Origin of the sequence: Pedobacter suwonensis, from assembly GCF_900111825.1 — a bacterium.
GTDB classification, from domain to species: domain Bacteria; phylum Bacteroidota; class Bacteroidia; order Sphingobacteriales; family Sphingobacteriaceae; genus Pedobacter; species Pedobacter suwonensis.
Genome location: NZ_FOJM01000015.1, coordinates 45,072 through 61,123 on the forward strand (window position 1 = coordinate 45,072; position 16,052 = coordinate 61,123).

General features: G+C 37.7%; 15 protein-coding genes. 2 read left to right on the forward strand and 13 right to left on the reverse strand.

Annotated features, from left to right (window positions below):
* Positions 1-16: 16 nt before the first annotated feature.
* The 4 genes from BM107_RS18405 to BM107_RS18420 all read right to left on the reverse strand — a co-directional run bounded on the left by BM107_RS18405 (position 17) and on the right by BM107_RS18420 (position 4,770).
* On the reverse strand, positions 17-2,707 hold the full coding sequence (locus BM107_RS18405; RefSeq protein WP_159435282.1) for a TonB-dependent receptor: 2,691 nt from the start codon (positions 2,705-2,707) through the stop codon (positions 17-19).
* The gene (locus tag BM107_RS18410; RefSeq protein WP_090986008.1) at positions 2,691-2,924 is read right to left on the reverse strand and encodes a DUF1456 family protein; all 234 of its coding nucleotides are present in this window, start codon (positions 2,922-2,924) and stop codon (positions 2,691-2,693) included. The genes BM107_RS18405 and BM107_RS18410 overlap by 17 nt, the downstream gene beginning before the upstream one ends.
* Positions 2,925-3,196: 272 nt before the next feature.
* Positions 3,197-4,501 (reverse strand): DEAD/DEAH box helicase, encoded by a 1,305-nt coding sequence (locus tag BM107_RS18415; RefSeq protein ID WP_090986010.1) that lies wholly within the window; start codon positions 4,499-4,501, stop codon positions 3,197-3,199.
* Positions 4,502-4,551: 50 nt separating this feature from the next.
* On the reverse strand, positions 4,552-4,770 hold the full coding sequence (locus BM107_RS18420; RefSeq protein ID WP_090986012.1) for a hypothetical protein: 219 nt from the start codon (positions 4,768-4,770) through the stop codon (positions 4,552-4,554).
* A gap of 214 nt (positions 4,771-4,984) precedes the next feature.
* Between BM107_RS18420 and BM107_RS18425 the strand changes: the two genes are divergently transcribed.
* Both BM107_RS18425 and BM107_RS18430 read left to right on the forward strand, forming a co-directional pair.
* Positions 4,985-5,458 carry a ribonuclease H-like YkuK family protein gene (locus BM107_RS18425; RefSeq protein ID WP_090986015.1) on the forward strand — a complete coding sequence of 158 codons (474 nt, stop codon included), beginning with the start codon at positions 4,985-4,987 and terminating at the stop codon, positions 5,456-5,458.
* Positions 5,459-5,700: 242 nt separating this feature from the next.
* The gene (locus BM107_RS18430) at positions 5,701-6,168 is read left to right on the forward strand and encodes an SRPBCC family protein (protein WP_244278856.1); all 468 of its coding nucleotides are present in this window, start codon (positions 5,701-5,703) and stop codon (positions 6,166-6,168) included.
* A gap of 6 nt (positions 6,169-6,174) precedes the next feature.
* Here BM107_RS18430 and BM107_RS18435 read toward each other — a convergent pair whose 3' ends face one another.
* From BM107_RS18435 to BM107_RS18475, 9 genes are all read right to left on the reverse strand, one after another.
* Positions 6,175-6,753, reverse strand: coding sequence for a DUF4468 domain-containing protein (locus tag BM107_RS18435; protein WP_090986017.1), 579 nt, complete (start codon positions 6,751-6,753; stop codon positions 6,175-6,177).
* A gap of 92 nt (positions 6,754-6,845) precedes the next feature.
* Positions 6,846-7,871 carry a porin gene (locus BM107_RS18440; protein ID WP_090986019.1) on the reverse strand — a complete coding sequence of 342 codons (1,026 nt, stop codon included), beginning with the start codon at positions 7,869-7,871 and terminating at the stop codon, positions 6,846-6,848.
* Positions 7,872-7,907: 36 nt separating this feature from the next.
* Positions 7,908-9,314, reverse strand: a complete 1,407-nt coding sequence (locus BM107_RS18445) for an ammonium transporter (RefSeq protein WP_090986021.1) — start codon at positions 9,312-9,314, stop codon at positions 7,908-7,910.
* 347 nt (positions 9,315-9,661) lie between these two features.
* The gene (locus BM107_RS18450) at positions 9,662-10,609 is read right to left on the reverse strand and encodes a tRNA modification radical SAM protein MnmL/YtqA (protein ID WP_090986023.1); all 948 of its coding nucleotides are present in this window, start codon (positions 10,607-10,609) and stop codon (positions 9,662-9,664) included.
* Positions 10,610-10,844: 235 nt separating this feature from the next.
* Positions 10,845-11,423 (reverse strand): DUF8188 family protein, encoded by a 579-nt coding sequence (locus BM107_RS18455; protein WP_090986025.1) that lies wholly within the window; start codon positions 11,421-11,423, stop codon positions 10,845-10,847.
* Positions 11,423-12,553 (reverse strand): DUF4280 domain-containing protein, encoded by a 1,131-nt coding sequence (locus BM107_RS18460; RefSeq protein WP_090986027.1) that lies wholly within the window; start codon positions 12,551-12,553, stop codon positions 11,423-11,425. Before BM107_RS18460 ends, BM107_RS18455 begins: the two co-directional genes overlap by 1 nt.
* Positions 12,550-13,488, reverse strand: a complete 939-nt coding sequence (locus tag BM107_RS18465; RefSeq protein ID WP_090986029.1) for a hypothetical protein — start codon at positions 13,486-13,488, stop codon at positions 12,550-12,552. Before BM107_RS18465 ends, BM107_RS18460 begins: the two co-directional genes overlap by 4 nt.
* A gap of 3 nt (positions 13,489-13,491) precedes the next feature.
* Complete coding sequence (locus tag BM107_RS18470; RefSeq protein ID WP_090986031.1) at positions 13,492-15,297, reverse strand: type VI secretion system Vgr family protein; 1,806 nt, start codon at positions 15,295-15,297, stop codon at positions 13,492-13,494.
* Positions 15,298-15,331: 34 nt separating this feature from the next.
* The gene (locus BM107_RS18475; RefSeq protein ID WP_090986033.1) at positions 15,332-16,048 is read right to left on the reverse strand and encodes a hypothetical protein; all 717 of its coding nucleotides are present in this window, start codon (positions 16,046-16,048) and stop codon (positions 15,332-15,334) included.
* Positions 16,049-16,052 lie beyond the last annotated feature (4 nt).

A 16,052-nucleotide genomic window follows, 5' to 3' on the forward strand; every position in this document is an offset into this window, starting at 1 on the left:
ATCTGGGTTTAAGTATTTATTCTTCAGCATTAATGTTACTGTTTAACCTGCTGTTTTTATTACCAAAATGCCTCAGGTTATAACTTAATGTTGCCTGTATAAAGCGGCTGATGAACCTCGTCCTGTTCTCTGAAATGGAATTATTGGTAATACTGGTACTAAACAGCGCCCCCTGGTTAAACAAATCATTCGCCTGAACAGAAAATAACAGCCTATTGTCTTTCAGAAAAGAAGTATTCAATCCCAAATTTACCAATAATGGATTCCCGGCATATAAGCTATATCCAAAATTTAAACTTTTAGACGCTGATGCATTTAACCTGAAGTGTTTACCGGGAATCCAGCTTGCACTTCCGCTTAGCGCCACAACCTGCACATTTTTAATGTTCTGGTTCATTACCGAATAAGTATTGGAACTGAAACTATAAGATGCACTTGTATTAAAATTATATTTTTTCTGGCTAAGGTTAAATTTTAGCGCATTGGAAACATTGATACCTTTGCTACGATTCAGCACATTATCCGTATAAAAAACATTGTGGTTGTAGGCAACATTACCATCGATAGATAGGGAAAGTCTGTTATCCAACAACCTTTTATTCACATCGTAATTTAGGCCAATATTGTAAATACCGTTTACATTTTCGTAGGTGGTCTGCTGTTTTAGACTGTTTAGTGTATCCCTGAGAAAAACCGTATTGCTCACCACACTGTTAATGGCAAAAGTACCCGATAAATTAGCCATCATGCTCAAACCAGATTTAAGTCCAAATTTATTATAACTTAAATCAGCCGTGTGGCTTGAGGTTGCCTTAAGATCAGGATTACCAATAATCAGGTTCTGTACATCATTATTGTTTCTGATGGGTTGCAGTTTATTAAAATCGGGTGAACTGGTATAGCCAAGGTAGTCAAAACTTAAACTTTCATTGTCTTTGATCTGGTAGCTTAAATTCGCCAAAGGCGAAAAATTTAACTGATAGTTTTTAAGTTTCTGCCCCGTGTCCCGGTACTGACCAATAATGATACTTGGTGAAAAATTAATCCCAAAATTATAACTAAGCTGGTTTTTGTTGGCATTATAGCCAATGCTGATATTCTGATTGATAAAACTCGAAACGTAATCCTGCCCAAGCGAATCGACTACAAAACTGTTTCCCAATGGATGGTTAACCGTAGTTGTTTGCTGGTTACGGCTCCTGCTTACCATAAATCGATAAGATACATTGATGAAATTGTATCCGGTACTATCAGTCGCCTTTTTTAAGGAATTTGAAAACTGAATATTACCGCCAAAATTGGAACTTGAAGCATTATGTTCCACCAACCGGTTTAAAATTGAATCTTTAAGCAATATATTGGTCGTTTCATTATAATACCGGATCATATCGTTAATGCTGCTGACGGTTTTCCCACCATTGGTACCAAAGTTAATGCCCATAGATAATGAGCGTTTATTATTGGATAGCCGTCGCGACCAGTTGATGCTTCCATTAAGATTGGGATTGTTGTTCCTTGATCCTGAATTAGAACTGAGGTCCTGCCTGATTATTCCGCTTTTATTTGAAGTGGAAGATGCTTCATTACGGGTATCAGCCAACGCGCCAGCAAGTGAAACATTGAAGTAATTTTTTGCAGTAGAGCCGTTTAAACCAAGGTTAATGTCGTTTGTTAATGAATTGGAATGGTTGACGCTTTCTCTTAAATCATAGATGGTTCCTTGCGGATTAAATGTTTCCAGGTAATTACTCTGAACAGATCTGTTGGTTCCATTGCTGAAATCGTAACTGCCATGAATACTAAATTCTTTCGAAATTCTGTCTCTGATATTGCCATTTAAAGCGCCATTGTTCAACGTAGAAAATTCATTATTGGTCAGACCATATCGGCCACCAAAACCTATTTGCTTATTGTTTTTCCATACGTTTCCCTTAGCGCCCAAATTATGTGCATTACTCGTTGCAGAATTTAGATCTACGCCACCAAAAATACCTTTGCCAAGTCCTGGCTTGGTAACCAGATTTAACATTTTTTGTGGTGTACCTGTTTTAATACCGGTAAAATTGGCTTCATCACCATAATCTTCAATAACCTGCACCTTCGCAATGATATCTGCGGGCAATTGCCTGATGTAATCTTCTACGTTATTGGTAAAAAAATCTTCGCCGTTTACCCGAAGTTTGGTCATTTTTTTCCCCATAGCGGTAACGGCCCCTTTTGTGTCAATCTCAATACCCTGCAGTTGTCTGAGCAGATCTTCTACCTTATCATTTTCTCTAACCGTATATGCTCCTGCATTATATTCAATGGTATCCTTCTTGATTTTGATGGGATCTATTTTTACTTTAACCTGCACATCCTCCAAACGAATTGTTTCCGTCTGGAGCATTATCGGGTCTAAAACAGCATTTTTTTTAAGCGATTCAATTTCGTAGATAGAATTAAAAGGCTTATAGCCCAATGCAGTAACGGAAAGGTAAAACTTTGTTTTAGGTGTTTTTACAAATGAAAAGCCCCCCTTCTCGTCAGAATTTGTACGGAGGGTGTCTTGATCAGTAATCAATCTAATGCTTACACCCTCAATAGGTTTCTTCAAAGAATCGATTACATGGCCACTTATTTTAAACTGAGACTGTGCGAGAGCGTTAAAGGAAAATATGATCAGTATAAAAAACAATAAAAAGCATAAACTATTGCTTTTTTTCATCCTTTGGACCTCTTTTGTAAATGACAAGACCATTTAAAAAATTACGCAAAATCTGATCGCCGCAGGGTTTAAAATTCTCGTGATCTTCATTTCTGAAAATATCGCCCAGCTCCGCCTTGGTTACCTTAAATCCAACAAGGTCACAAATAGTGATAATATCTTCTGTTTTAAGTGATAAGGCTACCCTTAGTTTTTTTAATATATCGTTGTTGCTCATGCAGTTTGATTTATTGAATGATTGCTTACTGGAATGTTAATGTTAGAACGTTTTAAAATTGAAATGTTGCAAAGTTGAAAAAATTTTAATTAAGAAAATTGAAATTCGACATAACGTCTGTCCAATGAACCAATGACCAATTAACTAATGACTAATGAACCAATGACCAATGATCAATTAACTAAGGACTAATAAACTAATACGAATAACTAATTAACCAATGACCAATGAACCAATGACTAACCAACAAACAGACTATAAAATCAAAAACCTCAACTCGCTATTTCTAATTTAAGCTTCTTCCCTTTTATTTTTTCGCCATTTAGTTTTTTTAACAATTGAGTAACCTTGCTCCTTTTTACCGCAACATAACTGGTGGTATCTTTTACTTCAATCAACCCTAAATCATCCTTTCCTAGATCCCCTTTTTGTAAAAACAGGCCTACAATGTCAATTTTATTAATTTTATCTTTTTTTCCGTGTGCCAGGTATAAGGTTACCCAGTCGCTTGCCTCAGGTAGTGCATAATGGTCGTCTAAAACCTCCTCTTCCACGTCGTCAGGCAGATACTTATAGTTTTCTTCAGTGGTTAAAATAGCGTATGCCGTTCCTTTGGCATACATACGGGCCGTGCGGCCATTGCGGTGAATATAAGCATCTTCAGTATAAGGCAATTGATAATGTACAATGTACTCTACTTCGGGGATATCCAGGCCACGAGCGGCCAGATCCGTCGTAATTAAAATCCGATGGCTGCCATTTCTGAATTTCAGCAATGCCTTTTCGCGATCCAACTGCTCCATTCCACCATGAAAAACATCATGTCCTAATCCATTCCCGAACAGTAGATCACTAATCCGGTCTACCGTTTCCCTGTGGTTGCAAAAAACCAATGTGTTTTTATTGCCGATTTTACTAAGTAACCTAAACAAATATTCTAATTTATCTGCTGCAGGTACTATTACTTTTTTGAGCTTTAAATCGGGTTTTGCTTCGATATTTTTTGAAAAATCAACCTCAACAGAAGCATTTAACTTTACAAAAACCGGAATTTCTTCCATTTTGGTAGCGGAAGTGAGTATGCGCTGTTTTAGTGATAGCAGTGCACCGATAATGTACGACATATCATTTTCAAAACCAAACTCCAGCGATTTATCAAATTCATCTAAAACCAAGGTTTCAATAAAAGATTCGTCAAAGTTCTGATGTTCCAAATGGTAAGCAATCCTGCCTGGTGTTCCAATCAAAACAGCCGGTGGATGTGCAAGGTTATTTTTCTCTACCCTTACCGCATGACCGCCGTAACAGCAATTTACTTTAAACTTTGTACCCATTTGTTTAAAAACCTGCTCAATCTGTAGGGCAAGCTCTCTTGATGGTACTAAAACCAGAGCTTGTACGCCATTTACCCCGGTTTTTAAATTGAAAAGCAATGGTAATAAAAAAGCCAACGTTTTCCCGGAACCCGTTGGCGCTATTAATATTACATCTTTTCCAGTCTTAGCAGCTTTTAAAGAAGCTTCCTGCATCTCGTTAAGTGCAGAAATATTCAGTTTTTTTAAGGCATTTTCCATCATTGCGCCATAAAGGTAATCATTTCTCCTCAGGGCAAAAATTGCATGCGTGGTTAGGCTCTTAAAAATTTTCTTCGCAGCTTACGGAGCGTAGAAAAATTAAGTCTCTTATCCAGCAACATTAACATTCTGCCGCGTTTAGACATTGAAGACACTACCTTTTCATTAACGGCATCAACTGAAGATAGAATTCTGTCAGTAAGTTCATCTACCAATTTATTCGCTCTGCTATTTTGTAATAACTGGAGCTCTTGAATTAATTCTGCTCTCATAATCAACAAATTTAAATGAATGTATAAATAATTAACGGGCCGGATAATGATTTGTTTCGATAATTTAGATTTGATTTGGATTATTATCACTAACTTGTTGATAACTAACTTTTTGTTAGCAAATAAACAACCATCACTTAACACTTATTTAATTTATAGCACTTATTTTTATAAAAACCTGATTACCATTCGTTAACCTCAAAAAAACCAGTATATGACGTGGAAAAAATTTAGTGGTGAAATCATTCAGTCTTCAATTCTAGAAGAAATAGAAAATGCGATTATCAGAGAAAGTGAAAAAGGTTATAAACTTAAAGTTTGCATCGGTACCGATTCGCAGGTTAAGGGCGCAATAACCGATTTCGCAACCGTAATTGTACTCTTAAGAGAACATCATGGCGGATTTATGTACATCCACCAAGAAAAAAGTACGCAGCAGGTGAGTATCAAAGAAAGAATGCTGATGGAAGTACAAAAATCTATAGAAACGGCATATTCCATTTGCGATTTACTTGATATCTACGATGTGGCGCTTGAAGTACATGCTGACATCAATACCAACCCATCATTTAAATCAAACAAAGCATTAAATGATGCTATGGGCTATATTTTAAGCATGGGTTTTATCTTTAAAGCTAAGCCGGAGGCATTTGCCAGTTCGACCTGTGCTGATAAAATGGTGCACTGAAAGGGAATGTGTGTGATGGAAAAGGGATAATAGGTTATTCCGGAAGTCCGGGCCAGTGTTCCGAAGTTTAAGGATTATCCGTTAAGGGTTATGAGAACTTATCGCTGCGGGTGATTTAAATATATGGTTATTTCTAAGGCAAGAAGAGTTCAAAACGCTCATCTTTGCGACTCACTTTGCTAACTTTGCGGTTGATCTCAACAAAATCGACACTTTGTTGTTGTGCTTTAAAATAAAAGAAATTGAAGACTTACAGACTAGAATTCACACAAAAACTGCCTATCAATCTGGATACAGCATGGGACTTTTTTTCTTCGCCAATGAATTTGGCCGAAATCACTCCACAGAACATGGCCTTTGATGTAACTTCGCCAAATATGGCCAGCACTAAAATGTATCCAGGACTAATTATAACCTATAAGGTTTCTCCTCTGTTCGGCATTAAATTGAGTTGGGTAACCGAAATTACACATGTTAACGACAAAGAATATTTTATAGACGAACAGCGTTTTGGTCCGTTTGCTTTTTGGCACCATCAGCATCATTTTGAAAAAATAGATGGCGGGGTATTGATGCGCGATGTTTTACATTACAGCATCGGCTGGGGACCAATCGGTGTGATTGCAAATGCCATGATCGTAAAAAACAGAATCAACGAAATTTTTAAGTTCCGTTATCAAAAGGTAGAGGACTTATTTGGCAGGTTTTAGCTTTAATTACCACTTTTTGGTTGAGATCGTTTCCGCTTTATTTTTGATTTTTTCCATCCTATTGGTAGCTAAATATTTTTTAAATTCATCACCGAATTTTTCGACTTTATTATAGGTACTGTTTAAAATGTCTTTCCAGGCACCGGCACCAAGTTTACCTGGTGTACGCTCTAACGGCACGCCTATTGTTGTGGCTGGCACAAAATTACCATACCGATCTCTTTGATAAGGAATAAACAGCATATCGGTTAACCAAAACCGGTATTTACCCTGGCGCACTTCAAAAACTAAGTTGTAACTGATCTCCCCGCTGGGATGACCTGCAACCAGAATAGTTTTATCAATTACCATATTTCCCTTGGCTAAAACAGAAGAATCTGTGCTGCTTTCCAGTTTCATTGATTTTTTATATGCCAAATCAACAAAAGACCTGGCCCGCTGAAGCAATATATTTTTGTCAACCAGTTGTGAATCTACCACTTGGTAATAGATGAATTTACCGTTATCACTTTTAGAAAACTGTTTTTGCTGCGCCGATAATTTAACTGTAAAAATGGTAAAAAGACCAAAGATGATGTATTTCATGGAATAAATAAAAGGATAAAACTAAATATTAAAGATAAAAAAAGCCATCCTGATTTGCACCAGGACGGCTCCATATTTTTCAACTTTATGATTTAGAAAGCGTAAACTGCTGCAAGTGAAAACTGACCACCATTTGGCGCAGCCGCTCCACTTTTATTAAAGAAAGGTTTATCTTTATTATGGTCTAATCTAACTTCAGGAATAAAAGTTAAGCCACCGGATTTGATATTGGCTGTAAGTGTAACTGCAGTGAAGGCCGTTTCCGGAACTGCTCCTGCTGCTTTAAATTTAAAATATTCGCCCCGCAAACCTAAAGTTACAGCATCTGATACCGCATACTGAGGATACAGTGCTGCACCAGCATAACTTCCCGGCACCGCATTATCCTTAATATCGTAATTAGCTGCATTTAAAGCCAATTTAAACTTCTCTGTAATCTGGTAAGCAGTTGTTAAGTCTACAATGGTTCCGTAACCACCAAAGCCAGCACCAGATAAAGCATTTATATAAGCTGTCCAGCCTTCAACCGGGGCAACCATTAACTGCCCACCAATGGCCGAAACACCTCGGGTAGCAGAATATACATTCCAATCGTTAAATAAGCCTGCCATTAAACTTGCCTTATCAGAGAATTTGTAAGTTGCTTTGATACCAGCATTCTGGAACGGACCATTTGTGAATAGATAAGAAGTAGAGTAGTTGAAATTTCCAACTGGTGAGATTACCTCATATCCGATAAATGTACCCATATAACCAGCGGTCATACTAAATTCATCAGTAAAATCGTAGTTAACATACAAATTCTGAATATTAAAAGACGAACCGCCAGCCGCAGCATCAGGTATAGATTGCGATTGTCCTCTAGGGCCAAATGAAAGCTCACCTACAAATGAAGCTTTGCCTGTTTTTTTCTTCAGTGCAATATCGATCATTCCAAGGGAAACGGAATTGTGATCGGTTACAAAAGAAGTTTTGGAGTTTAGCGGATTTTTCGCAAAATCATACTTGAAATAGGTATCTACCGATCCTGAAATTTCAAGTGGAGATGATGTGGTCTCTTGAGCCAGGGCACACGTAGTGCTGGCCATTGCAAAAATAGCGGTTAAAAATTTCTTCATGTTTGAGCTTGATTTGAGTTTAGATATATTAAATCTTTAAGAAATTGGTTCTGTTATTGGACTGTTTCTTTCGATATAGATGGCGCGTTCTTCTACCAGTAAAGTGCCTTGAGAGTATTTCTCATCATGTTGAGAAGCATCTAAACCAAGTTCTTCTTCTTCTTCAGAAACCCTGATCGGATTAATAAGATTTACGAGCTTAAAGATTACAAAGGACACGATAAAACTGAAAGCGATTACAATTACAGCACCTTTTAACTGGGTGATAAAAAAAGCAGGGTTTCCGTAAAACAAACCATCAGCGCCGGCAGCGTTTACGGTTTTGGTTGCAAAAACACCAGTTAACAGCATACCTACAATACCACCAACACCATGGCAAGGAAAAACATCTAATGTATCATCCAAGCTGGTTTTTTGTTTCCATGAAACTACAAGATTGGAGATAACAGCGGCAATAACACCGATAAATACACTGGATGGGATACTTACAAAACCTGCACCTGGAGTAATGGCTACCAAGCCAACAACTGCTCCGATACAGAAACCCAATACAGATGGCTTTTTGCCTCTTGCAACATCAAAAAACATCCACGATAAACCTGCAGCGCCCGCAGCGGTATTAGTTGTTAAAAATGCAGAAACAGCTAAACTACCTGCGCTTAATGCCGAGCCTGCGTTAAAACCGAACCAACCAAACCATAATAAACCAGTACCGATTAATACGTAAGGAATGTTAGCAGGCGGAACTTCTTTGTGTTCTAAATGCGATTTTCTACGCTTAAGCACCAATGCGCCTGCTAAGGCAGCCATACCGGCAGATATGTGCACTACCGTACCACCTGCAAAATCCAATACCCCCATCTTTAACAAGAAACCTTGAGGATGCCACGTCCAGTGTGCTAATGGCGAATAAACAAATATGGCAAATAAAACAATAAACAAAATATAAGAAGTAAAGCGTATACGCTCCGCAACTGCTCCAACAACCAAACCTGGTGTAATGATGGCGAACATTAACTGAAACACAGCAAATAAAGAAAGCGGAATAGTTAAGTCTGCTCCCCCCTGAAGATGTGGTGCTCCAGAATTTACACCTTTAAAGAACAAAAACGTGGATGGATTTCCGATAAAACCGCCAATAGTATCTCCGAAGGCTAAACTAAAACCTACTACCGTCCATAAAACGGTAATAACGCCTGCTGCCACTACGCTTTTAATCATGGTAGACAATACATTTTTACGATGAACCATTCCACCATAAAAAAATGCAAGGCCCGGAGTCATTAAAAACACAAGCGCTGCTGCGATTAATATAAACGCAATATCTGGTCCACTATACTTGCCTTCATCAAAATTTGGAAGAAGCGGGATAAATAGAGCGAAAATTGCGACAATCATCAATATCGCAAAAGGCGCATACTGTTTAAAGGATAATTTACTCATAGTTTTTAGGTTAATTTGTTTGTGATGTTTTAAATATTTAAAATATGCTTGATTTATTTTTATAAAAATACAAAATATTGCATTTTTTAAACCATTTAGTTCAATTTTTTTAATAAAAAATAGAAATTTTTATAAAACAACACAAAAAGAAAGGTTTAAAATAAAAATAACGAAAAATACATCTATTTTTAACATGCGTTTTTAATAAAAATAAAATCGAATATTAACCTAATCCGACATTATTTTAGCTAAAATACACTAAAAACAAACTGAAAAACCGCACTAAAACAGAAAAACCCATGAAAATTCATGGGTTTTAGCAAAAAAATACCTAAAGAATCTTAATTTCACAAACGATAAGCGGAACCCTGAACAACTCCTCGTTTTTCGATTTCTTTGTCCATATAAGTTTGAATTGCTGATTTATTGAGTCCCCAGTTAGGTGCAATTAATAAATCCCAATCTGAAATGCCAAAAAGGCGCTGAATCACAATATCCGGGCGCAATAAGGGTATTAACTCACAAAGTAAATCAGTATACTCTTCTAGCGAAAACAATTTGAAGGGTTCTTTCTTATACTTAGCGCCCATTATAGAACCTTCTACAACATGAAGATGGTGGAACTTTACAAACTTAATCTGGGGAAAACGGTTAATTTCGTGAATATAACCATACATCTGTTCTCTCGTCTCCCATGGGAAACCGAAAATGGTATGTACGCACAGGTCGAGTTTACTGTCTTTTAAAAGTTCTACCGCAGCCACGAATTCACCATGACTGCAGCCCCTGTTGATCTGATCAAGGGTTTCGTCATAGATAGATTCCATACCCATTTCTAAGTCTACATCGAAACGATCGGTATAACTTTCCAACAGTGCTACTTTTTCGGCATCGATACAATCAGGACGGGTACCTACTGCAAACCCCACAATATCTTCGGTATTAACGGATAAGGCTTCATCATACATCATCTTCAGATAATGCACCGGCGCGTAGGTGTTGGTATTCGGCTGAAAATAAACAATGTATTTATCTGCCTTATAAGAGGTTTTAGCCCTTAACATGCCTTCGGCCAGCTGATCTTTAATATTTGGGTTTTGACGCGAAGGCTCTGGTGTAAATGAATCTACATTACAATACGTGCAACCCCCAAACCCTTTACTCCCATCCCGGTTGGGGCAGGTAAAGCCGCCATCTACAATTACCTTAAATACACGCTGTCCCTTATACTTTTCACGCAAATAAGTCCCGTAATTCTTATAACCCTTTATCCCTGAATCTACTAGTGTTCCCATTGTTTACAAAAATACGCTTTTTGTTTGAGACGTGGAGTGAGTGTTGAGATTTGAGACATGAGATGTGAGATGTGAGAACGGTTAGCGGTGCAACAGACCTGAAGAAAGTTCTGTTTTAATTATTTGAAAGTAGGTTATATTTATTTTCACATCTCATTTTAGATCGGTATATAGCAGCAACCTATTTTTAATTGTTTAGTTTTCGTAAATACATCGATTTACAAAATATCGTTTATTAGTTTTTTTCAAAACGTTTTTTAAATTCTTCTTTGGGCATGATGTAGGTTAAATACTGTTCTACATTATACTTAAATTGTTTATCTGTAATATCAACATTCCAACCATTTTCTTCTCCTCTATTTATACCAGCTGAGGCTGGCAGAATCTCTCTTACTTTAAAAACAGGCAGTGGATTTTCTTGAGTACCGTAGCTGGGATCGTTTAAATCATCCTTATTGATAGTCATTAAGGTTTCTTTTCCCCTCAAAGAAGAAGGAAAAGCCATACCTTTATCTTCAGGGTAATTAAAAAAAGTTATTTCCATATATTTATTCATAGATAAATCTTTGAAAAAAATCTTATAAATCTTTAGTGGAGGAGACATTAATGAGATTGTGTATAGCGTATCTCTAAACTTCAATTGGTTTGGAAATTGAATTTTAAGTTCTATACACTTTTCAATATAACGGGGAATAGCCGTCTTTGCGTTATTTTCTTTCTTTTTAAAGAGATAGTTAATACCAAAAATAATTATTGGAAAAACTATTAAAACCCCGATTAGCCATCCCAAGGCTTGTGATATTTGTTTATTCATTATGACGGATTATCTGCTACGACATTAATATTGTTAGTATCATCATTAAAATTTGCCATTCGAGCCGCTTTTGCGGAATCATTAGCTTTTGCAGCTTCATAACTATCCGACCCTCTATCAATCAAATAGTTAGCAATGGCACCGGCAACCCCTTTTGCCAAGCCTTTAAAAAAATCCTTGCCTACCAGTGATGAGCGTGTTGAAGGATAAGATCTTGATGCAATATCGGCCGCTAATCTGGAGTTGGCAGCACCAGCCGCGTCACCAGCTGCTTCTCTCATCGCAGCCTGGGTATTAAATTCCATCATCTCGCGGGTAATTTGTTGATTGGTACGTGTTAAGTTTACTCCATTTTCGACAACAGCGCCAACAGCCCCTATAGGCTGATTAACTAAGCCCTCTGTCTTGGCACTCTCTCCAACATCGCTCCATCTCCATACGGGGAGATTTTTTTTTGCCGCTTCTTCCTTACTATTTTCGCCATCTACATAACCATACACGGCAATAGGAGCTGCCACCAATAAGCCTATGGGTGTAAAAGCTGTAGCAGCAGTAATTACACCGATTATTGCCTGAGAAGTAAAATGGGCGGCAACTTCAGCATTATTGTTACTGGTAATTTCTTTTGCGGCAGCCATTGCAATAACCGGATCTATGATAATAGAAACCACACCTCCTTTGGGGCAGTTCATCAATGATTGATTAAGTAAAGCTTGTTTTTTTTCAATTTCAACCCCTCCATGCGGCAACATCCATTTCCCTTCTAAAGTAGCATCACAATCGTGCGCCATCTTATACAAGCCAGTTACCCCAGCACCAATACTCGTTGCCGCAGCGGCAAACATTACTCCTGCGGCTACCAATGCCAACCCGCCGGTTGCTACTGTTGCGACGGCAAGCGCAGCTACAGCAATTACTGCGGTTAAAATTTGTAAACCGCCCCAAAATTTACCTGCTACTTTACATGAAAAAGTATCACTGATTTTTTTATCATCGATATTTAATAAAGGCGCCTTCTTGCTTGATAATATTACTGTAGAAACCCTCGTAATACCTATTTGAAGAGGCTTTCCATTAGTCATATTGGTACAAATAACATTAGCACCCTCATGTACATAAGAATAACTCATTCTATCCTCCTCAATTTATAATCTACAATTATTTCAACGTTATTTTTAACTTCTTCAGCTAAAAAAACATCAGCTTCTTCGATCAATGACAAATCTGTATTGATAACTTGCCTCACTTGGTATTGAAAGTCATAACTAGAAAACTTATATCCAACAATGGGCTGAAATTTTTGGTCATATTGCTTTTTTATATTGCTGGTATCAATTTCTTTAAGATCAATTTTACTTTGCTTTTTAAGCTCAACAAACTCAGGTTTTTCAAAAACAATTTCTGAAGAAACATGTAGAGGAACCGAAACGCCTTCGAAAAGCTGAGAACTGTAATTTAAAGTATAAGGCTTATAAACTTCTGATAGATTCACTAAATACCGATCGAAAAAAAGATCAAAAAATAACTTTGCATGTATATCTTCAATGAGAAGTTTTTCATCTTTGATCTGCGCTTCTGCTAAATAGATAAATTTTTGAAGTTCTATCTCAGCACTACTTGATCTCAAAAAGGAATACCGCTCTTTTATATTCTTTTTAAAGCTTTCCCAATTTTTTAACACCTCCCCATAATTTAGTATTTTGTTTATTTTCCCAGTCTCACTGTCAACCTGTACAGTCACATTACACTTAATCAAATCCAGAGATGAAAATAAGTCCATTGCTTCAGAAAGATTAGAAGGATTTATCTGAATGATATTATCAAAAAGCAATACCTCTACGATCAGATTCCCCTTGTCAATTTTATTTTTAACATGAAACTCTCGCTTTGTGGTTGCATGATTAGTAATCACATTATTAAATTTAGTCGCAACAGTTTGCTCGCAACGATACTTCAAGATAATAGGTTCTGTCTGCTCAGAATCAATTACCTCACCAATCTCGGCATCAACTTTATTTTCTACATGAATGGACTCATCCTCATCAAAAAATTTAAATCTGCTCATATCTTAATTAATTTTAACTGGACTACCTGTTATTTTTTGTTCACCTCCCGAAGTTTGAGAAATGCTGGCATCAGAACACACTACGATAGTACCCTGCGATTCCAAATTATAAGTTTTGCTACCTACATTTACCCCGGTTGTTGCAACTGTACCGATGTTCACTGTTGTACCCGGCTTTTCACTCGCATTAGCATTAATTTTATCCGTACCCTGAATATTAATTACCTTCCCAACAATATCAATCGTACCATCTTTCTTTAATGTAATACTGCTCTGTCCGGTTTTGATCACAATGGTTTCGGCAGATTGTGCAGTAATTGATCCCGGCCCGTTTTCTATTTTAACAAAATTTGCCGCATTGGTACCCAAGTTTAAAGCATGGTTAAGATCATCAAAACTTAAACTGCTCCCCTTTCTTGAAGTCAGCCCTTTGGTATTGCTGTTTTTAAAGCCGCTGCTATCGCCACTTTTACCGTGGTATACACTGCCCATCACCACCGGCCTGGCTATATTTCCTTCTTCAAAAGCGATCACAACCTGGTCGCCTTTTTCAGGAATAACGTGGAATCCTCTGTTTTTTCCGGTATCGCCGCTACCTGCATTAGGGCTCACCACCCTTAACCACTCGGTCGGGTCGTTTGTTTGGCATTCCCATTTAAATTTAACCTTCACCCTGCCCTGCCCTTGCGGATCGTCGTTATCAATCACATCGGCCAGCTGCATATCGGATTGTGGTTTTTGGTAATTCTTAACCATGATACGCTCGGTGGTAGCCACCAAACCTTCAAAAGTATTGCTGTACTTACCAGTTCCATCTATCTGGTGGTTAATGTTGGTAATCAAAAATTTTCCCAGACTTTCAGTAGCAAAAGCAAGCTCTCTCCGGATGCTCATGGTAATTTCGGCAATACTACCTATACTAAGATGAGCATTATCGCCACTGGCATTAATTTTTAACAGTTCACTGATTTGCGCTTTTTCTTCGTTTTCTACATGGCTTTTGATATCGTTGCTGTTATCGACCCTGATTAAAGATGGCTGATTAAACGTTTTGCTATACATCGTATTTGATGCCTTGATGGCATGTGCCAGATCTGGATTTCCGTCTGCTTTACCTGTACTTTCACTGTGCAACATTTCATCCTGTTTAGGATTATAAGCAAAGCGTTTGTGCTTGATGGGCGAAACCTCCATGGCATACTGCAGGTTAAACACATCGCGTCCGTAAAAAAGCGATATTTCTTTTTGTTTATCGGGTTTACCGAAGTTAAGCTGCTTCCCATCATAGAAAAACCACTCATGATATTCGCCTGATAAACGGTTCAGAAACTCGAAATCGCTTTCGCGGTATTGTATAAGATAATCAATCGCTGCTTTTCTGGATGCATTACTTACTATTGAAAGGTCATTAGCTGGTGTATCATTCGTAGCCAGCTTAACAATGGTATCTAAGTCCTTATCTAAATATGAGCCCAAATCGGGTCCGCGATCTATCAATATGGTAGGACTATAGCCACTTACAATAAGTACGCCGTGGTAACCATGACTTTGCGAGAGTTCTACTTTGGTAACCAGTCCGGCAAAATGCTGGAGGCTTTCTGGGGAATAGCCAAAGGAAGCCGTTAAGGTTTTACCCACAAAATCGCGACTATCATCTAAACTAATCAAACCAGGTGCACCTAATTGATCGTGGTTAAAATGAAGTTCAAAATAGTGGTGCTGGTTAAAAGCCTGTAGCAGATTAAAAGAAGCGAAATGAGCAATTGCTGCATCTTCTATACTAATTTCTACGATAAGTTTATTTTCCATGATGTATTCTATTACTATTCTGTAGCATTTTCGGCTACATTACTCTGTAAACTGCAATTTTATAAAGTCCGGGGTAGAAATGCACCTCGAATTGTGTACCGAAGGCGTTTCTCTTAAAAGATGCATCTATAACCTTTTTCGTATAGGGGTGCACTTCAATCGTATTGCCCTTTTTTAAATAACTATTGCCGATCATGGTATCAATATCCTTAGGCCTAACATGGATGCAACCATGTGATTCTGACAACAGAAAAGGCAAACCCGCAGCGGTTGCCGCTTCATCAGGCGGCGTAGTGTGGATAAAATCGCCCATAATACGTTCCTTACCATTCATTTTACGGTCATTGTTCAGGTCTTTAAAATATTTGACCGAAACATGCCCAAAATCATTAAAAAACCATTTTGTTGGAATAGGTGATTTGGGGTAAAGATCACGCTGGTATTTAAGAATAAAATTTTTTACGCCTTTCTGATCGTTTTTATATTTACCCCATGCTGCGTTTACATCAGTTAACTTTTTCCAGGTACCCACATGTTTTACCATCACAACGTCCCCAATTATTTTAACTTCGGTACCCCATGCTATTCCTGACCATTCGGCATATTTTCCATAACTCACATGTTTTTCTATACTTTTAATCACAAACCTACCCGTAGTTGTAGAGGTTTGTGCATGGCCATCATCTCCCATTTTAACATTTGATGGTCCGCCATGCGCATCATATTCCTTAATTTTTACGAGCGTATCCATTGCT

Bases quoted from the DNA above. Each gene is read 5' to 3' on its own strand.
- BM107_RS18405 (WP_159435282.1), bottom strand. From the start codon at position 2,707: ATGAAAAAAAGCAATAGTTTATGCTTTTTATTGTTTTTTATACTGATC.
- BM107_RS18410 (WP_090986008.1), bottom strand. From the start codon at position 2,924: ATGAGCAACAACGATATATTAAAAAAACTAAGGGTAGCCTTATCACTT.
- BM107_RS18415 (WP_090986010.1), bottom strand. From the start codon at position 4,501: ATGATGGAAAATGCCTTAAAAAAACTGAATATTTCTGCACTTAACGAG.
- BM107_RS18420 (WP_090986012.1), bottom strand. From the start codon at position 4,770: ATGAGAGCAGAATTAATTCAAGAGCTCCAGTTATTACAAAATAGCAGA.
- BM107_RS18425 (WP_090986015.1), top strand. From the start codon at position 4,985: ATGACGTGGAAAAAATTTAGTGGTGAAATCATTCAGTCTTCAATTCTA.
- BM107_RS18435 (WP_090986017.1), bottom strand. From the start codon at position 6,753: ATGAAATACATCATCTTTGGTCTTTTTACCATTTTTACAGTTAAATTA.
- BM107_RS18440 (WP_090986019.1), bottom strand. From the start codon at position 7,871: ATGAAGAAATTTTTAACCGCTATTTTTGCAATGGCCAGCACTACGTGT.
- BM107_RS18445 (WP_090986021.1), bottom strand. From the start codon at position 9,314: ATGAGTAAATTATCCTTTAAACAGTATGCGCCTTTTGCGATATTGATG.
- BM107_RS18450 (WP_090986023.1), bottom strand. From the start codon at position 10,609: ATGGGAACACTAGTAGATTCAGGGATAAAGGGTTATAAGAATTACGGG.
- BM107_RS18455 (WP_090986025.1), bottom strand. From the start codon at position 11,423: ATGAATAAACAAATATCACAAGCCTTGGGATGGCTAATCGGGGTTTTA.
- BM107_RS18460 (WP_090986027.1), bottom strand. From the start codon at position 12,553: ATGAGTTATTCTTATGTACATGAGGGTGCTAATGTTATTTGTACCAAT.
- BM107_RS18465 (WP_090986029.1), bottom strand. From the start codon at position 13,488: ATGAGCAGATTTAAATTTTTTGATGAGGATGAGTCCATTCATGTAGAA.
- BM107_RS18470 (WP_090986031.1), bottom strand. From the start codon at position 15,297: ATGGAAAATAAACTTATCGTAGAAATTAGTATAGAAGATGCAGCAATT.
- BM107_RS18475 (WP_090986033.1), bottom strand. From the start codon at position 16,048: ATGGATACGCTCGTAAAAATTAAGGAATATGATGCGCATGGCGGACCA.